20 protein-coding genes are annotated in these 23,054 nt (G+C 61.3%); 10 read left to right on the forward strand and 10 right to left on the reverse strand.

Annotation, left to right across the window (positions count from 1 at the left end; all coding sequences use genetic code 11):
* Positions 1-42: 42 nt before the first annotated feature.
* Entirely contained in the window at positions 43-1,470 is a 1,428-nt protein-coding gene (locus tag M0654_RS09410) for a mannose-1-phosphate guanylyltransferase/mannose-6-phosphate isomerase (protein ID WP_248682859.1), read from the forward strand.
* Positions 1,471-1,700: 230 nt separating this feature from the next.
* Positions 1,701-3,479: an ABC transporter ATP-binding protein gene (locus M0654_RS09415; RefSeq protein ID WP_248682860.1), complete on the forward strand. Its 1,779-nt coding sequence runs from the start codon at positions 1,701-1,703 to the stop codon at positions 3,477-3,479.
* A gap of 42 nt (positions 3,480-3,521) precedes the next feature.
* Here the strand turns inward: M0654_RS09415 and M0654_RS09420 are convergent, their stop codons facing one another.
* The 5 genes from M0654_RS09420 to M0654_RS09440 all read right to left on the reverse strand — a co-directional run bounded on the left by M0654_RS09420 (position 3,522) and on the right by M0654_RS09440 (position 7,886).
* The gene (locus M0654_RS09420; protein ID WP_248682861.1) at positions 3,522-4,385 is read right to left on the reverse strand and encodes an alpha-1,2-fucosyltransferase; all 864 of its coding nucleotides are present in this window, start codon (positions 4,383-4,385) and stop codon (positions 3,522-3,524) included.
* Between the two features lie 29 nt (positions 4,386-4,414).
* Positions 4,415-5,194: a glycosyltransferase family 25 protein gene (locus M0654_RS09425; protein WP_248682862.1), complete on the reverse strand. Its 780-nt coding sequence runs from the start codon at positions 5,192-5,194 to the stop codon at positions 4,415-4,417.
* Positions 5,195-5,215: 21 nt separating this feature from the next.
* Entirely contained in the window at positions 5,216-5,998 is a 783-nt protein-coding gene (locus M0654_RS09430; protein ID WP_248682863.1) for an FkbM family methyltransferase, read from the reverse strand.
* A gap of 99 nt (positions 5,999-6,097) precedes the next feature.
* The gene (locus tag M0654_RS09435; protein WP_248683055.1) at positions 6,098-7,168 is read right to left on the reverse strand and encodes a glycosyltransferase family 10 domain-containing protein; all 1,071 of its coding nucleotides are present in this window, start codon (positions 7,166-7,168) and stop codon (positions 6,098-6,100) included.
* Positions 7,131-7,886 (reverse strand): DUF268 domain-containing protein, encoded by a 756-nt coding sequence (locus M0654_RS09440; RefSeq protein WP_248682864.1) that lies wholly within the window; start codon positions 7,884-7,886, stop codon positions 7,131-7,133. The genes M0654_RS09435 and M0654_RS09440 overlap by 38 nt, the downstream gene beginning before the upstream one ends.
* Before the next feature lie 240 nt (positions 7,887-8,126).
* Between M0654_RS09440 and M0654_RS09445 the strand changes: the two genes are divergently transcribed.
* The 6 genes from M0654_RS09445 (at position 8,127) to M0654_RS09470 (ending at position 12,529) form a co-directional block, all read left to right on the forward strand.
* Positions 8,127-8,516, forward strand: coding sequence for a hypothetical protein (locus M0654_RS09445; protein WP_248682865.1), 390 nt, complete (start codon positions 8,127-8,129; stop codon positions 8,514-8,516).
* Between the two features lie 117 nt (positions 8,517-8,633).
* The gene (locus M0654_RS09450) at positions 8,634-10,037 is read left to right on the forward strand and encodes a sensor histidine kinase (RefSeq protein WP_248682866.1); all 1,404 of its coding nucleotides are present in this window, start codon (positions 8,634-8,636) and stop codon (positions 10,035-10,037) included.
* The gene (locus M0654_RS09455) at positions 10,031-10,699 is read left to right on the forward strand and encodes a LuxR C-terminal-related transcriptional regulator (RefSeq protein ID WP_118848645.1); all 669 of its coding nucleotides are present in this window, start codon (positions 10,031-10,033) and stop codon (positions 10,697-10,699) included. Before M0654_RS09450 ends, M0654_RS09455 begins: the two co-directional genes overlap by 7 nt.
* A gap of 362 nt (positions 10,700-11,061) precedes the next feature.
* Entirely contained in the window at positions 11,062-11,856 is a 795-nt protein-coding gene (locus tag M0654_RS09460; RefSeq protein ID WP_248682867.1) for a DUF1236 domain-containing protein, read from the forward strand.
* Between the two features lie 23 nt (positions 11,857-11,879).
* Complete coding sequence (locus M0654_RS09465) at positions 11,880-12,065, forward strand: hypothetical protein (protein ID WP_248682868.1); 186 nt, start codon at positions 11,880-11,882, stop codon at positions 12,063-12,065.
* A 65-nt stretch (positions 12,066-12,130) separates the two neighbouring features.
* Positions 12,131-12,529, forward strand: coding sequence for a DUF1236 domain-containing protein (locus M0654_RS09470; protein WP_248682869.1), 399 nt, complete (start codon positions 12,131-12,133; stop codon positions 12,527-12,529).
* A gap of 59 nt (positions 12,530-12,588) precedes the next feature.
* Here the strand turns inward: M0654_RS09470 and galE are convergent, their stop codons facing one another.
* From galE to mscL, 3 genes are all read right to left on the reverse strand, one after another.
* Positions 12,589-13,623: a UDP-glucose 4-epimerase GalE gene (gene galE, locus M0654_RS09475; protein ID WP_248682870.1), complete on the reverse strand. Its 1,035-nt coding sequence runs from the start codon at positions 13,621-13,623 to the stop codon at positions 12,589-12,591.
* Positions 13,624-13,778: 155 nt separating this feature from the next.
* On the reverse strand, positions 13,779-14,948 hold the full coding sequence (locus tag M0654_RS09480; protein WP_248682871.1) for a pyridoxal phosphate-dependent aminotransferase: 1,170 nt from the start codon (positions 14,946-14,948) through the stop codon (positions 13,779-13,781).
* Positions 14,949-15,064: 116 nt separating this feature from the next.
* Positions 15,065-15,496 (reverse strand): large conductance mechanosensitive channel protein MscL, encoded by a 432-nt coding sequence (gene mscL, locus M0654_RS09485; protein ID WP_118848639.1) that lies wholly within the window; start codon positions 15,494-15,496, stop codon positions 15,065-15,067.
* A gap of 216 nt (positions 15,497-15,712) precedes the next feature.
* Between mscL and M0654_RS09490 the strand changes: the two genes are divergently transcribed.
* A complete protein-coding gene (locus tag M0654_RS09490) occupies positions 15,713-19,225 on the forward strand; it encodes a hybrid sensor histidine kinase/response regulator (RefSeq protein ID WP_248682872.1) in 3,513 nt (1,170 codons plus the stop codon).
* A gap of 229 nt (positions 19,226-19,454) precedes the next feature.
* Positions 19,455-20,693 (forward strand): OpgC family protein, encoded by a 1,239-nt coding sequence (locus M0654_RS09495; protein WP_118848637.1) that lies wholly within the window; start codon positions 19,455-19,457, stop codon positions 20,691-20,693.
* Between the two features lie 54 nt (positions 20,694-20,747).
* Here M0654_RS09495 and M0654_RS09500 read toward each other — a convergent pair whose 3' ends face one another.
* Positions 20,748-22,283, reverse strand: a complete 1,536-nt coding sequence (locus tag M0654_RS09500) for a UxaA family hydrolase (RefSeq protein WP_248682873.1) — start codon at positions 22,281-22,283, stop codon at positions 20,748-20,750.
* Between the two features lie 24 nt (positions 22,284-22,307).
* Positions 22,308-23,009 (reverse strand): FadR/GntR family transcriptional regulator, encoded by a 702-nt coding sequence (locus tag M0654_RS09505; protein ID WP_248682874.1) that lies wholly within the window; start codon positions 23,007-23,009, stop codon positions 22,308-22,310.
* Positions 23,010-23,054 lie beyond the last annotated feature (45 nt).

Consider the following 23,054-nt stretch of genomic DNA (forward strand, 5'->3'; position numbering starts at 1 on the left):
TTTAACCGCGCGACATTAACGGACGGACTGGAGAATAAAAACGTGAGCAACAAGATCGTGCCCGTGATCATGGCCGGCGGCAAGGGCACCAGGCTTTGGCCACTCTCCCGCGCCGCGGCGCCCAAGCAGTTCATCCAGTTCGTTGGTGACACGACGCTTTTCCAGGCAACCCTTTCCCGCGTCTCCGACATGACGCTTTATGAGGCGCCCATCGTCATCACCAATGAAGACTTCCGCTTTCTGGTAGCAGAACAGGCTCGTGAACTTGGCATCACACTCTCCGGCATCCTGCTGGAACCTGTCGCGCGCAACACGGCACCTGCTGTTGCCGCTGCCGCCGTCTTTGTCGCCGAGCGTTTTGGTGATGATGCCGTCATGCAGGTGCTGGCGTCGGACCATGAGATCACCGCCGATCCCGTTTATTTCGCGGCCATTCAGACGGCACGCGACACAGCCCGCTCTGGCAAGCTCGTCACCTTCGGCATTACCCCAACCGAGCCTGCCACGGGATATGGCTATATCGAGATCGGCGACGCGCTGGAAACCGGTGCGCACGCCGTTAAACGCTTTGTCGAAAAGCCAGCACTTGCCGATGCTCAGACGATGCTCGCATCCGGCGGCTTCGCCTGGAACTCCGGCATCTTCATGTTCCCGGTCAAACAACTGCTGGCGGAAGTGAAAAACCTGTCTTCGGAGGTGGAGCAGGCAGCGCGCGCAGCTGTTGCCAAGGCCGCTGGTGATCTCGACTTCATTCGGTTGGATGCAGAGGCCTTCAGTGCAAGCCCCGATATCTCCATTGACTACGCCGTCATGGAAAAGACATCAAACGCCGCCGTCGTCCCCGCTTCCTTTGCCTGGTCCGACCTCGGCAGCTGGGATGCGGTGTGGAAGCTGGGCTACCGCGACGACGCCGGCAACGTCACCTCCGGTAATGCCACGCTCATCAACACGAAGAACTCGCTGGTGATGTCGCGGCACGGTCACCTCGCCGTTCAAGGCCTAGAAGGTGTGGCCGTCATTGCCAGTGAAGATGCCGTCTATGTTGGTCGCCTCGACGACAGCCAGAATGTCGGCAAGCTCGTCAAGCACCTAGCCTCGGCCAAGGCCACAGCGTCATTGACCGAGACGCACCCGACCTCCTACCGCCCCTGGGGCGGCTATACGTCAGTGCTTAATGGCGACCGCTTCCAAGTGAAGCGCCTCTTCGTGACGCCGGGCAAGAAGCTGTCGCTACAAAAACACCATCACCGCTCCGAGCACTGGATCTGCGTGAAGGGTACGGCGGAAGTGACGATCGGCGACACGGTGCAGACGGTGCGCGAGAACGAAAGCGTCTACATTCCGCAAGGTGAAGTCCACCGCCTCGCCAATCCCGGCAAGATCATGCTCGAGATGATCGAGGTCCAGACCGGCTCATACCTCGGCGAAGACGACATCATCCGCATTGTCGACGAGTTCGGGAGGGATTGAGAGCCAGTTCTGTAGCTAGCGCGTGCAGCCGCGTCATCGTTGGCGTCTGATCGCCATGAACCCGACCGAAGGGCTACGTCGATTCTCGAGCGGGACGAACTACCCGGCACCCACAACCCAACGGCAACACCCTCCCCCTATTCACCTGTCGCCGCTGGAAAAACCGGCCTGGGGCGTTTATAGGCCTGTACTTGCACGAAGTTGGTCTGCTCCTCTCACTGGACACCCTGTTGAACTCAAAGAAAACCAAGAAGCAGCACGTTGATACCGGCACGATCACCAGCGTCCTCAAGCGGGTGATCGCGGAAAACGGTCGCGACCACATCCGCGGTTATGCCTTTGCGATCTTCTGCCTAGTAGCGACCGCAATGTCGACGGCGTTCACGGCCTGGATCATGGAGTCGGTCGTCAACGAGGCGTTCGCCAACAAGCGCGCCGACATGGTGCTGATGATCTGCTTTGCGATCTTCGCGGCGTTTACGATCCGCGGGCTTGCGACCTATGGCCAGGCGGTCACGCTGTCGAAGATCGGTAACAACATCGTTTCGCGCTACCAGCAGCGCGTGTTCCGACACCTGATGACGCTCTCGGTGGGCTTCTTTGCCGAAGCCCGCTCCGCGCATCTTGCCGCACAGCTTGGACAGAATATCGGCGGCGTGCGCGATGTCCTCAATCTCATCGTCACCTCCACGGCGCGCGATCTCCTGACGCTCATCTCGCTGATCGCGGTGATGGTGGCGAAGGATTGGGTTCTTTCGCTCATCGTCTTTGCAGTCGCGCCGCCGCTGATTTTCGCGCTGCGTTATGTGTCGCAGCGGGTGCGCAGCGTCACCCGCGAAGCGGTCGAGGTCAGCAGCAAGGTCTTCGGCGCCATGCAGGAGACCATCCAGGGCATTACCGTCGTCAAGGCCTTCACGATGGAACAGCAGCTCGAAGACAAGGTGCGCCGTATCATCGAGTCGTCCGAACGCCAGAGCAACCGCATCGCGCGCCTGTCGGAGCGGACTGCGCCGCTCACCGAAACCTTCGCCGGCGCGGCGATCGCCAGCGTTATCGGTTATGCCGCGTTCCGTTCCATTTATGATGACGTGCCGCCGGGCGCCTTCTTCGCCTTCATCACCGCGCTGCTGATGGCCTACGACCCTGCACGGCGGCTTGCCCGCATGCAGGTCCAGATTGACCGCGCCGTCGTCAACGCACGCATGCTCTATGATCTCCTCGACATGCAGCCGCTGCAGCGCGAAAAGCCGAACGCGCCGGATCTCGTGGTGACCAATGCGACGATCGAGCTGAAGGGCGTTGTCTTCGGTTATGGCGAAGGTACGCCGATCCTGCGCGGCATCGATCTTGTCGCCCAGGGCGGGCAGACAACGGCGCTCGTCGGTCCGTCGGGTGCCGGCAAATCGACAATCATCTCGTTGATCCCGCGCTTCTATGACCCGGCGGAGGGCCAGATCCTGATCGATGGCCAGGACATCGCCACCGTCACCAAGGCCTCGCTGCGCCATGCGCTCGCTTATGTCACGCAGCAGCCGTATCTTTTCGAAGGCACGATCCGCGACAACATCCGCTACGGGCGGCCCGAGGCGACCGACGCCGAGGTCGAGGAAGCGGCGCGGCTCGCGCATGCGCATGATTTCATCATGGCACAGCCTTTGGGCTACGAAACCCCCGTCGGCGAAAACGGCATGACGCTTTCCGGCGGCCAGAGGCAGCGCTTGTCGATTGCCCGCGCGCTGGTGCGCAACGCCCCGATCCTGCTGCTTGATGAAGCCACCTCGGCGCTCGACAATGAATCGGAAGCCGCGGTGCAGCGTGCGCTCGATACGGCGATGCAGGGGCGCACCGTAGTTGTCATCGCGCACCGCCTCTCGACGGTGGTGAATGCCGACAAGATCATCGTCATGCACGAAGGCCGTGCGGTCGAGGAAGGCACGCATGAGGAACTTGCCCAGCGCAAGGACGGTCTTTACGCCCGCCTGAACAACCTCCAGTCGCCGGCAAGCTGACGTAGATTTGTCGGCAGGCCGTTCGAGCGGAACCGTGAGCGGCTAGAGGCGCTCCCAGGAAGCCGGGATGATGTCGCGATCATCCTTGTCCTGCGCCTTGAACCATTGCCGCGGTGCGATCACATGCTTGTCCATGCGCGGGTTGAGCCATGCGCCCCACCAGCTGAAGGAACTGTTGGCGATGATATGGTCGTGGCAGGCAGCCATCAGGTGCATGTCCTCGCCATCGCGGCCGTCGCCTTGCGGTTCAACAAAGTGCATCGGGCTCGTGGAATGCAGGTTTTCGCGCGCCCATTGCGGATCGTCGGAAAAGATGAAGAAGGTCACGTTCGCGTGGCGCTGCTGCATGCGGCTCATGGCCTCGTCGTACCATTCCGGCGGGCAGGTGCCGTGCACAGCGTTGGCCGCGGGATTCGTGACATAATCGCCCCGACGCACGTGAACGGACACCGGCGATGCTGCCGAGACGATTTGCGTTCGCGTTCCGTCGCGCATCTCGCTCATGGCACCCTTGAGGTTGAAGTCGGAGCGGATCTCTGCCGCCACTGCGCTGAAATATTTCTCGCTCTGCCAGTAGCCGGACAGGTAAATCTCGCCGCGACGCTGCAGCACCGTCGGGTCAAACGTCATACTCGTTTCAACCACGTGCTCGTAGTGCGGTCGCCGGTTCCAGATTCCCGAAACACGATCGATAAGCGTTTTCGGCCGCCGCGCGGGCAGTTCGGCGGGCTTGGCCGGCTGCACCTGGATCTTGAACTGGTCGAGAGCAAAACTACGGAGCTTGTATTTCTCCATCTCCGAGAGGTCGAGCTTCAGCGGAGCTTGGCTGGCGATGGCGAGCGCCCGGCCTGCCGCGTACTGAAACATCTGGTTGCCCAGGCCGCCGATGATGCGTGTTACGATCAAGGATCCATCCCCATGCTTCGATTGCCGGCTCAGCCTTCGACCCAACGTCCGATGTAGGGCAGGTTGAAGATGAAGCGCCCGATGTCGTCGCTGGCCCGGTAAAGCGCCCTCAGCTTACGGAACCGCCGCGACTTCCGGTCGCGCTTCTTGCCCTGCCAGATCTCGGATTGCTCTTCCGTTTCCGCCACATGCGTCACCGGCATCGGTCGCAGCCCAAAGCTCCCGACCCCATGGGTCCAGAACCGGTCCAGATGCACATCAACCGGCTCGAACCATACATCTGCCTTGGCGATGAGCTTCGCCGCCGCCCAGGGCGCCACGGCATAACAGGAGGTGCCGTGCGGACCGATCTTGAAGCGGATGATGTCCATCCCCTCTTGCGTTGTCTCGCAGACATGGAAGCTGCGCTTCTTGTGGCCGGAGAGCCGTAGCAGCCCGTAACGCTCAATTTTTTCCGCCACCAGTTGATAAGCCTGCGGAAATGTGTCGCTGACCGAAACATCATCTTCAAAGATGAGCAGCGGTCGCTTCTCGCGAACGCATCTTTCCCACAGCAGATAGTGGCTCGCAAAGCAGCCCAGTTCGCCCGCGTTCAGGATGAATCCGCGCCTGATTTCGGCGAGCTTTGGATCGAACCGGTCGAACAGCGGGTGACCGTCACGCCCCTCTACCGCGTCGAAGAAAGTATAAGGCAGGCTGAACGGCTGAAGGGTCTCGATCATCTTGGCGCGACGCTCGGTGGAGCGAGCGAGGTTGACCACGACGATCTCGAGGGAGCGTTGTTCAGCCATGGTTGGGTCAGGTGTCATGGAGCTCATCGTATTGGCATGTCAGGCGCGTATATACCAGTCGTCGAAGCGCGACACCTTTTCCCATACCCGGACATAACCATTCGCCACCAGAAGATCGTGGATCTTTTCACGCTGTGGCGTGTAATTGTGCTCGCAGGTGATGATGCCGAACTCGTATTCGCCGAAATCGAGGGCCTGCAGGATGTCAAACTCGCTACCTTCAGTATCGATCGACAGGTAATCGATCTGCCGCGGCGCACCGTACTTGCGCAGCATGTCATTGAGTGAAATCGTGTTGACCGGATATTCGATGCTCAGTTGCCTTGCCTGCGAATGAGCATCTCCGCCAGAAAAGGCAGCGATCGTCGAGAGTTCCCCTTCGTCGGCCTGCCGAAACTGCAGCGTCTCGCCCGTAACGCGCCACACGCAGTCGGTTTCGACGTGGCATCCGCGATTTTTCTGTAGCTCAGCATGCCACTGCCTGGAAGGCTCGGCCAGGATGCCGCTCCAGCCAAACTCTTTCTCCAGCAGGAAGGTATTGCTGAGGTCGACGCCGTTCGTGGCACCAAATTCGACGAAATAACCACCGGTCTTGAGCTGGCTCCGCAGCAGCACGAAAACGTCCTGCAGGATCTGAGACCGTGACTTCGGGATCAGCCGAAGTGCCTCTCCGACCTCCTCATGCGACAATTCCCGCAGGAACGATGCCACCTGCTTCGGGTAACGCGTAGCGAAGACTTTCTGGTGAAGATCGTCATCGATCAGCTTTAGACGGCGGCGAGCCAGGTATTGCGTCAGGATGGCGTCTAGCGTCAACTTCATGTTGTTCTCCGCATCGCGTGTGCTGTCCGAGTCATGAGCTGCAGCAGGAGTGTTAATTTAGCGGCTGACCGGTGCCTAGATCCTGCACCGCCTGCATGACTATTGGAATAACCTCGCCACCTTCACAAATCGCTTGGCGATAGAGTTGCGAAGCTTTGCGCCCTTCGGCTTGAAGGCCCGTTCCGGCTTGAGCTTTGGCTGCTTGCCTTGAACCTGTATTGTGCCCCTTTGCCCAGCAACATCCTTGGCGACACCGGCAAGGATCGAGAACAGGTTGTGTTCGTTCAGCACGCGACGGCGGGCCTCTTCCAGGTAAGGCAGCGACCGTTCTGCGGTATCAGACTCAAGAACGCGCTTGATGATCCGAATCGCGCCATCGGCATCGTTGATATCGATCCGCGTCAGCGACTCTTTCGGGAAGTAGTCATGGACATTCTGGCTGCCGTGGTAGAGCGGGTAGGTCAGCGTCAGAAACGGGTCTGCCAGCTTCTCGGTCCAATAGTGGTCAGATACCGAGTTCTCGAGCGCGATGTGGTAACGATAGTCCTCCAGCACTTCGAGCTTGTCGGCGAAGGTATTGATGCCGCGCCCGAAGACATGCAGTTCATCACCGAAGTACGCCTTTGCACGCTCGACAAACTGCAGCCGGTCGCGGTGTCCCTGCGTATAGGCCTTGTTCGAAGACACGATCGAAATCTGTTTGGTTTTCGCCGGGCGCAGTTGCGCGAAATCGTTCCAGTTCGTGCCGACTGATTTCAATGCGCCTGACGCGTCCCAGGCGCCGGCGTGCCAGACCACCCCGGGCTGCGTAACCCGCATGTTAGAATGCACCGTCTGCGCGTCTGTTGTCAGGACGAGATCGAACTGAGCCAGGAAGCGCGGCAGGTATTGCTTGATGGCCGCTGGCTCCGAAGCGATGAACACCCGGAAGCCAGCCGTTGGCAGCTTCATATCGTGAGGTACGGCGTCATAAACGAAGAGCACATCATAGGCTGGCTCTTTGGGCTCGAATGAAAAACGCACGCCGTCCCATTCAGGCACCCGGTCGGGGAACTGGCGCCGCCAGTCCCATCCTGGGGACGACGAAACGAAAGCTGCTCTTATCAAGTTTGATTTCCAATCACCGTTGAAGTCAGCCCTGCTTGCGGAAGGTGTAGATTCCGCAGCCATACCGGACACTTGGGACGTTCGTTGCCAAGTCGACATCCAGATGCAAGTCACCGGCATCGTCGACGTAGTCGAACCGCTGAAGCGCCAGGCTATTGCGAACCACGTCGTAGCTGAGGATGCTGGTCGGATGAAAGACCCGGTGCGCGTTGAAATGAACCTCGTCGTTCCGGCCGATCGGGAAGCTGATGTAGAGCGTTCCGCCCTTCTTCACCATCGCGACGAGATTGGCGATCCCCTTCAGGTGGCCGTCGACATCGATCGGGTCGCCATATCGCCCGAGCCCGAAATGCTCGATCGTGTGGAGGCAGGACAGGGAGTCAGTGATCTCGGTCACGCATTCTCCCATCAGGTCGGCCTGGCGAAAGACGATGTTCTTGTGAGCAGTCGGGGGCAGTGGGCGCACGTCGAAGACTTCGATCGGACGGAAGGACGCGACGTGGGCGACAAACCCGTCGATGCGTGAGCCGACGTCGACATGCCGTTCCGGATTGCTGGCGTGAACAAACCCCGCGACAAGCAGGTCCTGATGGAAATAATGGCCCTTGGCCGTTCCGGCGCTGTCTTCGTAGTCCCCCAGGATCATGAACTTGCGGGTGATCTTGCCGCCTTGCCGAAGCCATTCCGCGCGTTGGCGCCGGAAGGCCGGTAGGTGATGGTAGTTCTTGATTACCGCAAGGTCCCATCCGACCGCCTTGGCAAACTTCTTCAAGAGACCCATTCCCCTGCCCTCATGTCCTCAGACTTCAAAGGTTTACCATCGCGTAATCTGGGTGAGCAAAGCAATGCCGACACCGCATGCGATAGCGATACATGATGCGATCTGCGACCTGAATCCCCAGATTTGCGAGAGTTCTCCATCATGTACGTCGTCGGTTTGGAAATTTGACTTTGTTCTGCCACGGTTCATCTTCGATGGATCAGAATGCAGCTACCTGGCAGATCTGGAGGAGGATGCGCGATGATACGCAGTTCGTTGGTAATGTTTGCAGGCATATGTGTTTCCGCCGTCTTGGGTTCGGTATCCGCACCGACAGCAGCGCAGGCACAGTTCGACATCAGAGGGGGCGGGTCCATCGAGCGCTACAACGGCGACGAATACGCCCAGGCACCGGACTACCGCGAGTTCCGCCGCGAACGCCACAGCGAAAGACGGTATGGTCGCGCGGGTTGCACCCCGCGACAGGCGCTCGCCGCGGCGTCGCGGTGGCTGGATGATCCGCAGATCCGCCGGGTCTACCGCTCCTATTACGACATCGACGGCTACGGGAAGCGCGGCGGCAACCGCGGTCGGCCGGACGGCGTGCGTATATCGACCGCGCCGGATTGCGCCCGCTCGGTTCCGCGCTGAGGCGAACGGCGGGGCGGCATAGCGACCTCAGCACATACACTCTGCAACCTCTGACCCTGTCAGGCGTTACTTGGCATCGGCTCGATCTGCGAGCTAGACGTCACATGCCGGTGCCCATTGAAGCTCAGCGCAGTGCTCGATCGCTGGAACAATCAGTCGCTTGCACGCCAGTTCCTCCTGGCCGGCGGGCTGGTGTCGCTTGCCGCCATGCTGCTGGTCGGCGCTTTTGTCACCAGCCTCATTGAAGCGGCAGTGACACGCAATTCCGCCGCCTCGACCGCGCTTTACGTCGACAGCATCATCGCGCCGCTGCTTCCGGACATGAAGACCAGCAACACGCTCGACGATGCTACCACCCGCGCGCTCGACGAAACCTTCAACCAGGGCGCGCTTGGCGGCAAGATCATCTCCTTCCGGCTCTGGCGGGCGGATGGCACGGTGCTGTATTCGACCGACAAGGACATGGTCGGCAAGCGTTTCGGCCCGAGCGAGGATCTGCAGCAGGCCTTTTCCGGCCAGATGGTTGCGCATTTCGGGCCGATCGAAGACCAGGAAAGCGAAACCGAGCGGGCACTGCAGCGGCCGCTTCTCGAAATCTACAACCCGATCCTCCAGCCGTGGTCGGGTGAAGTGGTTGCCGTCACCGAGTTCTATGAGGTGGCCGATGGTTTCCAGCAGAGCCTTTACCAGGCGCAGTTGCGCAGTTGGCTTGCCGTTGCGGGCGTCACGCTCGCCTTCTTTCTTCTCCTTTCGGCCATCGTCTTCCGCGGCAGCCGCATGATCGACAACCAGCGGGCGGCACTGAAGCAGCGGGTGGCAGAACTCTCGGAACTGCTGGCCCAGAACAAGGCGCTGCATGCCCGCGCCCAGCGCGCCTCGCAGCGGGCGACGGCGCTTAACGAAAGTTACCTGCGCCGCCTCGGCGCCGATCTGCATGACGGGCCGGCCCAGCTCGTCGCCTATGCGGCGCTTCGCGTCGACAGCGAGACCCTGACGGACCCCCAGACCCCTGCCTCCAGGCGCGAGGAAGAGATCATCAGCATCAAGGCGCGGCTGGACGAGGCGATGGACGAGATCCGCAGCATCTGCAGCGGGCTGGTTCTTCCGCAGATCGAAACCGCCGAACTGCCGGACGTGCTGCGGCGCGCGGTGAACGCCCACCGTCAGCGGACCGGCACCGAAGTGACGCTGACCATGGCTGAGGCGCCGCTTGCCATCTCGCCCTCGGCGAAGATCTGCATCTACCGGTTCGTGCAGGAGGCGCTGAACAACAGCTTTCGCCATGGCGGCGGTATCGGCCAGGCCGTGCGGCAGACGATCCGCGGCGGCAATGTGGTGATCGAAGTGTCTGACGCGGGCTCGGGATTTGATCCGGACGCCATCCGGCCGGGCGGGCTCGGCCTCGCGGGCCTTCGGGAACGGATCGAAAGCCTCGGTGGAACATTCAATATAACAACATCAAGCACCGGCACCACGGTGCAGATGTCCTTGAACGTGCAGGACATGGAGCAGGCATCATGAATCGGATCAAGATCGCGGTTGTGGACGACCACCCTCTTTTTCGAGAGGGCGTCATGCGCAGTCTGAGCGACATTCCCGAATTCGAGATGGTGGGCGAAGGCGGGTCGCGCGACGACGCGGTGCGGATTGTCCGCGACCTCTGTCCCGATGTCATGCTGATGGACATTTCCATGCCCGGCAATGGCCTGGAGGCCATCCGCGAGGCGCTCGACCAGTGCCCTGAACTGAAGATCGTCATGCTCACCGTATCGGAAACAAGCGAGGACATTTCCAAGGCGCTTCGGCTTGGCGCCAAGGGTTACGTGCTGAAGGGCGTCGGCTCGCGCGGGCTGGCAGATGTGGTGCGCACCGTTGCAGCAGGCGAAAGTTACGTGTCCCCTGCCCTGTCTGCCCGGCTGATTGCCGGACTTTCCAACCTGCCGGATCCGGAAGAGAAGGAAGACCCGCTTGCCGAACTCACCGAGCGCGAGCATGAAGTCCTGCAACTTGTGGCATCGGGCTTGAGCAATAAGCGGGTGGCGCGCGAGCTCGATCTCCACGAGAAGACCGTCAAGCACCACATGACCCGCATCCTGTCAAAGCTGAAGGTCACCAACCGCACGGAAGCGGCGCTCGCGTTGCGCGATGCCCGCGACCGGTCGGCTCAGCGCGATCATCTCTAAGGCCGCAGGCCGATCACCTTAGCCTGCCCAGACGCCGATGGCGGTCATGCAGACAAACAAGCCCGCCATCGGGAGCAATATCCACCTCGCTTGAAAAACGCTGTTCTCGTCCATGACGATACCCTCCTGTTGTGCTGCAGGAGCAAGCGCTTCATCGGCCTGATGTTCCTGGCGCGAACCGTTTTCAAGACTGCTTTTCCACCCCGTCGGACCAAAGGCCCAAGCCGCTTTGGGCCCAAGGTCCCGCGTGCGACCGACTGAAGCCCGTCTGCAGGAACAGGGTGGCGAAAGGCGACGTTTGGTCCGCGTATTGCAGCTCAAAAACGAGCCTCGCAAGCAGATAGAACAAGACGAGGAAGACAATGAAACTCTCACCGAAACACACACTCGCGGTAGCGCTTCTTGCCGGCTCGACACTTTCAGCCACGGCAATCGTCGCGCCCGCCATTGCACAGACCTCCGGTCAGGCATCGGGTCAGGCGTCCGGTCAAGGCTCCGGCCAATCTGCGGCTCCAATCATTCCCGGCCAGGGTTCGGCCGGCGCCGGTGCATCCGGCAGCATGAATTCGACCGGCGGCGCCACGCAGGCACAGCCGTCGCAGGACATGGGCGCCGCACCGCAGTCCGACGCCCCGAAGGCGCAGGACCAGGCACAGGGTTCGACCGGTTCGGCTGATCCGACCATGAAGACCGACAGCCAGAGCGCCGGTGCCGATGCGACGAAGCAAAGCGACACGGCTGAGCAGAAGTCTTCGGATTCCACCACCAAGGAAAACGAGACGGCAACCGACTCCACCAAGACTGACCGCAAGGCGACCGACAGCGCTCAGAAGGCGGATGAAGACAAGTCCGACAAGGACCAGGCTGCCGCGGAGCGTCCGTCGAACGAAACCACCGGCAGCATCAACATCACGAGCGAACAGCGCACCGAAGTTCGCAACATCATCGTTGAGAGCAAGGTCGAGCCTGTCGATATCGACGTGGATGTCAGCGTCGGCGTCGCCGTGCCGAAGACGGTTGAACTGCATCCGCTTCCGCCGCGCATTATCGAGATCGTTCCTGCCTATCGCGGTTACGAATACTTCGTGCTTGCCGACGGCCGGATCGTCATCGTCGAGCCCGGCACCTACGAAGTCGTCTACATCGTAACGGCTTAAAGGGCAGTGGATTGGTGAAGATCATGCCCGACGAAGAGCCAGCGAGCCGCGAGGATGAAAGCGGCGGCTGGTCCATCGCCGTGGTCATCCTGATCGTCATCATCGCAGGTGGGTTCCTGCTTTACGAAGGAGGATACCTCGGCGGCCGCGACAGCAGCATCGATGTGAGCCTGCCGAAGGTCGAGGCGCCTGCACCCAGGACTGACTGATGCCTCGACACTGAAGAGATGGCGCCGAAATGCGCGCCACCTGAAACAGTCAAAGGAGACACGACATGAAGACCAAGATCATCATTCTTTCCGCCGCAGTGCTTGGCGTTCTTGCCCCCGCGGCTTCGGCCCAGCAGAGTACGGTCAATGGTGCAGCAGGCGGTGCGGTGACCGGCGCCATCGTCGGCGGCCCGGTTGGTGCGGCCGTGGGCGGCATCGTTGGCGCCGCAGCCGGTACCGCGATTGATCCGCCGCCGGAACGCGTCGTCAGCTACGTTGAAACGGCTCCTGCACCGAGCTCGGAAGTCGTCGTCAAGGAAGAGATCGTTGTCGGCAAGCCGCTGCCGGAAGCCGTCGTGGTGACCCCGGTCCCGGATAGCCCGAAATATGCCTACGCCGTGGTGGGCGAGCAGCGCGTGATCGTTGATCCGCAGACCCGCACCGTGGTCAAGGTCATCCACTGATATCCGGATAAAACCTGAAAACGCGAAGGGAGAGCCGCGGCTCTCCCTTTTTCTTGTGGTCAGAAGCGCACCGCGGCCAGCCGCCCATGCAGCGAGCGCAGGTCGTTGACCCTGCGGTTGATGAGGCCCCGTTCCCAGTTCAGCGCCGTCTCAACGATCAGATCGAGATCATCGTGGCGCGGCTTCCATTCCAGGAGCCGGCGGGCAAGCGTCGAGTTGGCGATGACACTTGCGGCGTCCCCAGGGCGACGCGGCCCGTAGTTGATCTCGAACCGGTTGCCGCTGACGCGCATCACCGCATCGAGCACTTCGAGAACCGAATACCCGCGGCCATAACCGCAATTGGCGATCAGCGGCTCGCCACCACGGCGCAAGTAGCTCAAGGCTTTCAGGTGCGCCTCAACAAGGTCAGTCACGTGGATATAGTCGCGGATACCGGTTCCGTCCGGCGTCGCGTAGTCGGTTCCGTAGACATCAACGCCGTGCCGCTTGTCGAGTGCTGCCTCGCAGGCGATCTTGATCAGGTGGGTCGCGCCTTCCGTCGACAATCCCGCGCGGCCGAGCGGATCGGCACCCGCAACGTTGAAGTAACGCAGCGCCACGAAGCGGAAGTCATGCGCTGCCGCGGCATCGCGCAGCATCATCTCCGACATCAGTTTCGATTGGCCGTATGGGTTCTTCGGCTGCGGCGTGACGCTCTCCAGCACCGGCACGTCATCCTTCTGGTCACCGTAGACGGCGGCCGTGGAGGAGAACACGAAATGCTTGATGCCGTGATCGACGGCAGCGGCCGCGAGGATCCGGGTCTTGCTGGTGTTGTTTTCGTAATAGTCGAGCGGATGGGCGACCGACTGCGGCACCACGATCGAGCCTGCAAAATGCAGGATGGCGTCGATGTTGTTCTCGGCGAAGATCTGCCGCAGGATCGCTTGGTCGCCGACATCGCCGAAGTAGAACTTTGCCGCACTCGGCACGGCCCAGCGGAAGCCGGTGGACAGGCGGTCGACCACGACCAGCTCCTCGCCCGCATCCAGAAGCGCCCATACCATGTGGCTGCCGATGTAACCTGCACCGCCGGTAACCAGGACTGCCATGTTTTTCTTCCCTGCTTATGTTTTGCAGGAGAAAATCACGGCCGTTCTTCAGCAATGCTTACCCGGCGGCGGCTCCGCCGGGTTTATGTCGAGGTAGAGAAAACAGGCTCTCTACCGAATTATTCGAGTTTTATCGAAAGCGTCCCAAACCGGGATCAGAGCCCTTTGATGTAGTCGGCGAGACGTCCTGCCGCCTCCTCCACATGCGCCGGATTGCGCAGGAAGCAGGCTCTCAGGAACAGCTCGCCACCCTTGCCGAAGGCCGATCCTGGCGCCAGCGCCACGCCGATCTTGTCCACCATGTCGAGCGCCGCCTGGCGGCTGTCGGTAATGCCGTCGACCTTCAGGAAGGCGTAGATCGCGCCGTCCGGCTTCAGGGTCTGGACGCGGTTGGTGGCAATCAGCGCATCACAAAGGATATCGCGGGCCTGGGTTGCCCGGTCGATATTGCTCTGCACGAATGCATCCCCATCGTTCAGCGCCGCCACCGCGCCGCGCTGCAGGAAGTGCGCGACACCCGAGTTGGAGTACTGCACGAGGTTTTCGATCACCTGGCCCATTTCCGGCGGAGCAACGAGCCAGCCGACACGCCAGCCGGTCATCGACCAGTTCTTGGAGAAGGAGTTGGCAAAGATGATCCGGTCGCCCTCTTCCATCACGTCAAGGAAGGATGGCGCGCGCGCCGCACCGGCGTAATAGTAGCGGGCGTAGATTTCGTCGGCGATGATCCAGATGCCGTGCTTGCGGGCAAGCGCGAGGATCGCCTTGAGGTCCTCGAGGTTTGCCGTCCAGCCAGTCGGGTTCGCCGGCGTGTTGATGAAGAAGCCCTTGGTCTTCGGCGTGATCGCGGCTTCAAGCTTGGCGAGATCGAGCGCCCAGCGGCCACCGACGAAATCGAGCGGCAGGCCGACCGAATGGGCACCGGAAATGTCGATGGCCGAGATGATGTTTGGCCAGGTCGGCGACAGGTAGATGATCTCGTCACCGGGCGATGCAACGGCCTGCACGGCCAGCATGATGGCGTGCATGCCCGAGCCGGTCACATAGAAATGCTCGACCGGCAGCGAAACCGAGAAGTGGCGGGCATAATAATCCGACAGCGCCTGGCGCAGTTCGGGAATACCGCGCTGCCAGGTGTAGAAGGTCTCGCCGGCCGCCAGCGACTCGGTTGTGGCACGATTGATGAAGTCAGGGCTTGGCAGGTCGCCTTCGCCCGCCCATAGCGGGATCAGGCCTTCGCGACCGCGCGCGTAGTTGATGACTTCGACAATGCCGCTTTCCGGCGCCGCGACGGCACGGGGGCTGAGACTGCTGATGATCGACATGAGATTCCCTTAAGCGAGTTTCGCTTTTTCTAGCGCAAGCGCAGTTGGAAATCCCATGACTATCATTGAGCACATCATCGATTCCGATGATGAATCCTCAGAGCGTGATCAATAAATCACTTCGCCTTGAGCAGGTCGCGGATTTCGGTCAGCAGTTGCACGTCAGCCGGCGGCGGTGCAGGCGCTTCGTCGGCCGGCTGTTTGGCTTCCATGGCGCGCAGCTTGTTCACGGCCTTGACCATCAGGAAGATGATCCATGCCAGGATCAGGAAGTTGATGAAGACGGTGATGAAGCTGCCGTAGGCAAACACGGCACCCTGCTTGCGGGCTTCTTCCAGGGCCGGCGCGGTGACGGCGCTCGAAAGCGGCAGGAAGTAGTTCGAGAAATCGAAGCCGCCCCCGGTGACGGCGCCCACGACCGGCATGACGATGTCATTCACCAGCGAATTGACAATGCCGGTGAACGCGCCGCCGATGATGATACCGACTGCGAGATCAATGACATTCCCCTTGGCGATGAATGATCTGAATTCGCTGACAACTGACATTCTGGGAGCCCCCGTTTGGCGATCACTTTACAGATGTTAAAATAACGAGTCCCGCGCCGCTGAAAAGACGATTTCGCGTCGCGCCTTCCCATTGGACTTTTGGACGAAACGGCTCCGATTTCCAAGCACATGCTTTTCCCGTAATGTTCGCACTCAGGCAGCGGCAAAACGTCGTGGAAGCGTGCAGGACATTCCGCACGATCGTGGTGAGGATGGATGGTTCCGGGCTGGATCATTTTCGTTTCGGCGTTTGCCTATATCCTGCTGCTCTTCGCCGTGGCCAGCTTCGGGGACCGGCATAGCCGTCGGTTCGGCGTGCCGAAGCAGGGGCGCCCCCTCGTTTATGCCCTGAGCCTTGCGATCTACTGCACCTCCTGGACCTATTTTGGCGGCGTCGGCCTGGCGTCCCTCAAGGGGCTGGAATTTACCGGCATCTATATCGGCCCGATCCTCGTCTTCACGCTCGGCATGCCGCTCGTCCGGCGGATCGTTGAACTCGCCAAGGCGGAAAAGCTCACCTCGGTGGCGGATTTCATCGCCGCGCGGTACGGCAAGAACTCCACCGTCGCGATGATCGTGGCCGGCATCGCGCTGGTCGGCGCGATACCCTATATCGCCCTTCAGCTGAAGGCGGTCTCCAGTTCCGTCGCAGTGATGGTGGATCCGACCGATTACGGCATCGGCAGCGGCAACCTTTATTTCATTGACCTCGCCCTCATCGTGACGCTGCTGATGGCCTGCTTTGCCGTCGTCTTCGGCACGCGCCATACGGATGCCACCGAACACCAGGACGGCCTGATCCTCGCGGTTGCGATGGAATCGGTCGTCAAGCTCGTCGCCTTCGTCACCGTCGGGCTCACCCTCACCTTCCTCGTGTTCGAGGGGCCTGCCGATCTCTGGCAGAAGGCATCCGACAGCCTGCTTGCCACATCGGCGATGAACTATGAGACGCCGCTCAGCCGCTGGCTGATCCTGACCCTGCTGTCGGGGTGCGCGATCCTGCTGCTTCCGCGGCAGTTCCACGTCACCGTCGTGGAAAATCGCACCCCCCGGGAGCGGCGGGCGGCGGGCTGGCTGCTGCCGATCTACCTGATTGCCATCAATATCTTCGTCCTTCCCATCGCGGTGGCGGGGCTGATTGCCTTCGGCGGCATCGGCGACGCTGACCTCTATGTCCTGACCCTGCCGCTGGCGAACGAGCTGAAACTCGTATCGCTGATCGCCTTCATCGGCGGGTTTTCGGCGGCGACGGCCATGGTCATCGTTGAGTCGGTCGCGCTGTCGATCATGATTTCCAACGACATCGTCATCCCGATCTTCCTGCGCCAGCGGTTGATGGCCTCACGCTCCGGCCAAAGCGACGACTTTACCCGCACGCTCCTCAACATCCGGCGGTTGGCGATCTTCTTCGTACTCTTGCTGGGCTACGGTTATTACCGGATGGCCGACAGCCAGTCGGGCCTTGCCTCGATCGGCCTTCTCGCCTTCGCGGCGATTGCGCAGATGGCGCCGGCACTGTTCGGCGGGTTGATCTGGCACCGGGCGAACGCCCGCGGCGCGATCCTCGGCCTCACCCTCGGCTTCCTCGCCTGGGCCTACCTACTTCTGGTGCCAAGCCTTGGCGGGCCTGACAATTCCCACTTGGCCACGGCGGTCTTGAACTTCCTCATCCCCGGCACCGAAGTCTTCAACGGACCGGAAACCGATCCGCTCGTCAACGTGACGATCTTCAGCCTGGCGCTCAATACGCTCGCCTTCGTTCTCGGCTCTCTATCGCGCAACCCGCGCCCGATCGAACGCATCCAGGCGGGCATCTTCGTCAAGCGCCACTTGCGTTCGCAGTTTGCAACGCGCGGCTGGAAAACCCGTGTCAGTGTCGGCGACCTGAAGACCGCCATCGCGCGTTACCTTGGCGAGGAGCGCATGCGGCGCTCCTTCTCCAACTACGAACAGACGGCCGGCCGCACCTTCAGCGACGAACAGCCCGCCGACATGGCGATGATCCACTTTTCCGAGCAGTTGCTCGGCAGCGCCATCGGCTCGTCGTCGGCGCGGCTCGTTCTTTCGCTGATCCTGCAGAAGGCGGAAGATACCAATGCCGACACGGCCTGGCTGCTCGACCAGGCAAGCGAAGCGCTCCAGTATAACCAGGACATGCTGCAGACGGCGCTGTCGCAGATGGACCAGGGCATCGCCGTCTTCGATAGTTCCGAGCGGCTGACGATCTGGAACCGGCGCTTCCGCGCGCTGCTCGACCTGCCGGAGCAGATCGGCCAGGTCGGTTATCCGCTTGCCGACATCGTGGCACTGCTCGCTGAGCGTGGCGACGTGGCGGAAAGCGACCAGGCGGATCTCATCCGTCACTTCCACATGCTCGATGCGCCCTTCTCGCTCGTCCTCAATGGCGGCGAAAGGATCATCGAAGTGCGCTCCAACGCCATGCCGGACAAGGGCATCGTTGCGACCTTCACCGACATTACCGAACGCGTGGCCGCCGACCGCGCCCTCAAACAAGCCAACGAAACCCTCGAGCAGCGTGTCAGCGAACGCACCGCCGAACTCACCCGCGTCAATCGTGAGCTTGCCGAAGCACGGGCATCCGCCGACGAGGCCAACCTGGGCAAGACGCGTTTCTTTGCCGCCGCCGGCCATGACATCCTGCAGCCGCTGAATGCCGCCCGGCTCTACTCCTCGGCTCTGGTCGAAAGGCTCGGCACGGCAGACGGCAACGGCTCGCTCGTGCGCAACATCGACTCTGCGCTTGAGTCGGTGGAAGCCATCCTCGGCGCCGTGCTTGACATCTCGCGCCTTGATACCGGCGCCATGAAACCGCGCATCACCTCCGTCCCACTCGATGACCTGCTTCGCCGCATCGAGACCGATTTTGCGCCGGTCGCGCAGGAAAAGAACCTCGCGTTCCGGGTCATGCCGACCTCGCTGCGGGTTCGGTCTGACCCGAACTTCCTACGTCGCCTGATCCAGAACCTTGTGTCAAACGCCATCAAGTACACGATCGACGGCAAGGTTCTGGTGGGCGCGCGGCGGCGCGGCGAGCATGTAGTGATCGAGGTGCTGGATTCCGGCATCGGCATCCCGCCATCGAAGTTCAGCACCGTGTTCAAGGAGTTTGCCCGACTCGATGAGGGTGCCCGCACCGCGACGGGGCTTGGCCTCGGCTTGTCGATCGTTGACCGCATCTCGCGGGCGCTGAGCCACCCGGTCGAACTTGCCTCCACCCCCGGCCGCGGCACGGTGTTCCGGGTCGAGGTGCCGATGGATACCGCGGCGGCCAAACCTGCTTCCGCTGCCGAGCCGCAGCGGCGCAAACGCTCACAGCCGCTCAATGGCTTGCGGGTGCTGTGCATCGACAACGAACCGCAGATCCTCGATGGCATGGCGCTTTTGATCAGCGGCTGGGGCTGCACCGTCGGCAAGGCGGATTCGATCGAGGCGCTCAAACAACTGATGGACAGCCATGAGCCGCCGCCGGACATCATCATTGCCGACTACCATCTCGACGACGGCAACGGCATCGACGCGATCCTGATGCTGCGCGAGCGCTACGGGAGCGACATCACGGCGCTCCTCATCACAGCTGACCGCACGCCCGATGTGCGCAGCGAGGCGGAACGGCATGATATCACCGTCCAGCACAAGCCGGTGAAGCCTGCCGCCATGCGCGCCTATATCACCCAGGTTGCAGGCCTCAAGCAGGTCGCGGCGGAGTAATTCCCCCCACTTTTTTGTCCCCAGGATTTGCTTGTTCATGGGGCAGTCATCACGGACAGTTTATGGTTGTTGAAGCCTGAACCGCCTATGAAGAGCCTTTCCCCGAGGATCCTTGGCGGAACCAGCCGGCTTTTCGAGACGTTTAGGCGCGTGACTTCCTGGCCCGCAGAGGCCTTACGGACCGAGCGGCAGCCGCTATCGGGACCGGCAGAGACGGAGACCGCGACCGATGAAACGCTTTGATATTATTGATGGGATGCGAGGGTATTTCCTCGTTTTCATGGTGCTCAACCACCTCATCTTTGCCGGCGGCTATTTCCTGGTGAAGATCAACCACAACCAACTGGCTTTCGTCGAGGACGCACAGGGCTTCGTGTTCCTGTCGGGTCTCCTGATCGGGATGGTCTACGCCAAGAAGATGCTGCGCAACGGTTATGAAGCCGGCCGCACCGCCATCTATACCCGCGCCTTCGAGCTTTATCGTTATGCGATGGGCATCATCCTCGCCGTCCTCGTCGCGCAGATGATCCTGCCGGGCGCCTACACGACCTGGTTCAACTGGCTGGGCTACACGAATTTCGATGACCCGCTGCGTCTGGCCGCGATCGCCACCTTCTTCTTCCAGCCCACCTTCATGGATATCCTGCCGCAGTACATCGTCTACATGCTGTTTGCGCCGATGCTCGTGAAGCTCGTGCTGGACGGCAAGTGGCACTATGTCATCGCCGGTTCGCTGATGTTGTGGATGGCAGCCCAGCTTGGCCTGCAGCAGGTGGTTACCACCCCAATCAACGAAATGATCAAGGGCGCCGACGACCAAGGTATCCGCGCATCCTTCAATCTGTTCGGCTGGCAGATCGTCTTCTATTCGGCGCTCGTGCTTGGCGCGCTCACCTCCGCTGGCAAGATCGAGTGGAAGAAGATCCTTTCGCCGGAAAATACCTTCATCCCGAAGGCATGCCTGGTGCTGGTGCTGTTCTTCCTGCCGCTGCGCATCATCACGGCACACGAGATGATGCCGGCGCACATGATCGGCAAGTTCGCCTCGATGGAAATCCGCGCCGATTTCGGCCCGGTCTATCTCCTGAACTTCGCCGCCATGTCGCTGCTGGTCACCTGGTTGCTGATTGCCGGTCCGAAGCACAAGGCTGAATGGGTTCGCCGCGTTGCCGGTGCGCTGACCTGGGTCTTCTCGATCCGTTACCTGCAGCTTCTCGGCCGCCACTCGCTTTACGTCTACGTGTGGCACGTCGCGATCGTCTACTTCGTCTATTACTTCGACGGCCGTACGCCGGAGCTGGACGAACTGACCAAGACCGCCATTGCGCTTGTTGCGATCGCGCTCCTGTCGATCCCCGCCCTGTGGCGCGAACGTGAAAAGCTGTTTGGCACCGCGGCTGAACCCGCTTCCGTCAAGGTTCAGGCGCCGAAGAAGCCGAATGCTCCGCAGCAGATGGTCATTCGCTAAGCGAGCAGAGACAGCAGAACGAAAAGGCAGCGACCTCAGTCGCTGCCTTTTCTTTTAGGTCACGGCCCCGACCTGCCAAGGCACGAATTCGTTGTCGCCGTAGTCGTAGATCTCGCTCAGCGTCTTCTTGCCGGATGCCACCGCAATCACATCCTCGAAGATGCGCGTGCCCGCCTCCTCGATCGTTTCGTCACCGGTGACGATGCCGCCGCAGTTGAGGTCCATGTCCTCCTTCATGTGCTCGTACATTTCGGAGTTGGTGGCGATCTTGATGCAGGGCGCTGGCTTGAAGCCCGAAACGGAGCCGCGGCCGGTGGTGAAACAGATGACATTGCAGCCGCCAGCCACCTGGCCCGTCACGGCGACCGGATCGTAGCCAGGCGTATCCATGAACACGAACCCCGGTTCAGTCACCGTTTCTGCAAACTCATACACCGCCTTCAGCGGCATGGAGCCGCCCTTGGCAACGGCGCCGAGCGATTTCTCCAGGATGGTCGTCAGGCCACCCAGCTTGTTGCCGTAGGACGGGTTGTTGTTGAGCTCATCACCGTTGCGGGCGGTGTAGTCACGCCACCAGTCGATCCGCTGCAGAAGCTTCTGCGCCACATCAGGCGTCACCGCGCGGCGCGTCAGCAGGTGTTCTGCGCCATAGATTTCGGGCGTTTCCGAAAGTACGGTCGTGCCGCCATTGCGCACGATGAGATCGGACGCATAACCCAGCGCCGGATTGGCGGAGATGCCGGAATAACCGTCGGAGCCGCCGCATTCGAGCGCGAGCTTCAGCTTCGACAGCGGCTGCGGCGTGCGCACCGCAGCGTTCACGCCCGGCAGCATTTCCTTGATGATGGCGATCGCAGCATCGATGGTTTTCTTCGTGCCGCCGTGCTGCTGGATGTTCATGGTGCGCAGCCGGTCGCCCTCTTCCATCCGGTAGTGCTCCAGAATGGGGGCGATCTGGTTGGTTTCACAGCCGAGGCCGATCATCAGGATGCCGCCGAAGTTCGGATGCTTGGCATATCCCTGAATGGTGCGGATCAGCAGCCGGTAACCTTCCGACTTGGTGTTGAGCGCACAGCCGCCGCCATGGGTGAGCGCCACGACTCCATCGACATTGGGGAAGCCGTCCAGCCCGCCCATGCGGTTGAAGTAGTCGGCAATGTAGCGTGATACGGTCGCCGAACAGTTGACCGACGAAATGACGCCGATGAAGTTGCGCGTTCCTGCGCCACCGACACCGCGATCGAAGCCGAGGAAGGTTCGCCGTTCCGCTTCTGGCAGCATTCCCTTTTCTTCGATATCGACGCTGAACTGGTGTTCATGCTCCGACGGCAGCATGGCGAGGTTGTGCAGGTGGACATGGCTGCCGACCGCGATGTCCTGCGTCGCAAGGCCGATGACCTGGCCGTATTTCTTCACCTCATGTCCGGCCGGGATCGGCTTGATCGCCACCTTGTGGCCGCGGCCGATCAGGTCGCGCGCAACAACATCGCCGTAGCCGGTCGGGCTGCCGGCCTGGATTGACTTGCGCGCCACGGCGACATCGTCAACCGGGTTGAGCACGATGACGGGCGAGATTGCAGTGATGTCCATTGTCATTCCTCCCAGCCGAGCGTGTTACCGCGGCTCCTGGTTCATCCATCTCTGTTTCGATTCTTCCAGATGCGCATGCATCCTGGCCTGGGCGAGCAGCGGGTTGCGTGCTTCAAGGGCGCTGTAGATTGCTTCGTGTTCGGCAAGCGCCGCGATCCAGGTCTGTGGCGTCTCGTAGCGCACCCGGATCTGCGCCGAGATCGGGCTGTGCCGCTCGTCGAACAGGTCGCCTACGATATGGGCCAGGATCGAGTTGCCGGATTGTGTGGCGATCGCAAGGTGGAACAGGCGATCCTGGTCGATCGGCTTGCGGTTTTCGTCGATCTCCACCTTCATCTGGTCCAGCACCTGGCGCAGTGAATCGAGGAACTCTTGCGTCACCCGCGCCGCGGCCAGCAGAACGACCGCACCCTCCACGGTCGCGCGGGCCTGCATCAGTTCCAGCGGACTTTCGCCCATCGAGCCCAGTTGCCACGGGCGACGGTCCTGCTCAGCCGTCACATAGATGCCAGACCCCATGCGGATCTCGACACTGCCTTCGATTTCAAGGGCGATCAGCGCTTCGCGCAGCGAGGGACGGGACACGCCGAGTTGCTGGGCGAGATCGCGTTCGGCTGGAAGACGCGCGCCTGGAAGAAGCTGCCCGTCCTGGATCAGGCCGCGGATCTGGTCCGCAACCTGCTGATAGAGCCGACGCGGCTCCGGTCCCTTGATCATGTTGTTCATGAGATACCGCAGATTGATGATGCGGCCTTACCATAACACGCGAGA

It is taken from the genome of Neorhizobium turbinariae, from assembly GCF_023223505.1.
Lineage (GTDB): Bacteria > Pseudomonadota > Alphaproteobacteria > Rhizobiales > Rhizobiaceae > Neorhizobium > Neorhizobium turbinariae.

What these genes read in the sequence shown, in the direction of transcription:
- M0654_RS09425 (WP_248682862.1), bottom strand. Translation starts at nt 5,194, where the DNA reads ATGACACCTGACCCAACCATGGCTGAACAACGCTCCCTCGAGATCGTC.
- M0654_RS09430 (WP_248682863.1), bottom strand. Translation starts at nt 5,998, where the DNA reads ATGAAGTTGACGCTAGACGCCATCCTGACGCAATACCTGGCTCGCCGC.
- M0654_RS09435 (WP_248683055.1), bottom strand. Translation starts at nt 7,168, where the DNA reads ATGGCTGCGGAATCTACACCTTCCGCAAGCAGGGCTGACTTCAACGGT.
- M0654_RS09440 (WP_248682864.1), bottom strand. Translation starts at nt 7,886, where the DNA reads ATGGGTCTCTTGAAGAAGTTTGCCAAGGCGGTCGGATGGGACCTTGCG.
- M0654_RS09445 (WP_248682865.1), top strand. Translation starts at nt 8,127, where the DNA reads ATGATACGCAGTTCGTTGGTAATGTTTGCAGGCATATGTGTTTCCGCC.
- M0654_RS09460 (WP_248682867.1), top strand. Translation starts at nt 11,062, where the DNA reads ATGAAACTCTCACCGAAACACACACTCGCGGTAGCGCTTCTTGCCGGC.
- M0654_RS09465 (WP_248682868.1), top strand. Translation starts at nt 11,880, where the DNA reads ATGCCCGACGAAGAGCCAGCGAGCCGCGAGGATGAAAGCGGCGGCTGG.
- M0654_RS09470 (WP_248682869.1), top strand. Translation starts at nt 12,131, where the DNA reads ATGAAGACCAAGATCATCATTCTTTCCGCCGCAGTGCTTGGCGTTCTT.
- galE (WP_248682870.1), bottom strand. Translation starts at nt 13,623, where the DNA reads ATGGCAGTCCTGGTTACCGGCGGTGCAGGTTACATCGGCAGCCACATG.
- M0654_RS09480 (WP_248682871.1), bottom strand. Translation starts at nt 14,948, where the DNA reads ATGTCGATCATCAGCAGTCTCAGCCCCCGTGCCGTCGCGGCGCCGGAA.
- mscL (WP_118848639.1), bottom strand. Translation starts at nt 15,496, where the DNA reads ATGTCAGTTGTCAGCGAATTCAGATCATTCATCGCCAAGGGGAATGTC.
- M0654_RS09490 (WP_248682872.1), top strand. Translation starts at nt 15,713, where the DNA reads ATGGTTCCGGGCTGGATCATTTTCGTTTCGGCGTTTGCCTATATCCTG.
- M0654_RS09495 (WP_118848637.1), top strand. Translation starts at nt 19,455, where the DNA reads ATGAAACGCTTTGATATTATTGATGGGATGCGAGGGTATTTCCTCGTT.
- M0654_RS09500 (WP_248682873.1), bottom strand. Translation starts at nt 22,283, where the DNA reads ATGGACATCACTGCAATCTCGCCCGTCATCGTGCTCAACCCGGTTGAC.
- M0654_RS09505 (WP_248682874.1), bottom strand. Translation starts at nt 23,009, where the DNA reads ATGAACAACATGATCAAGGGACCGGAGCCGCGTCGGCTCTATCAGCAG.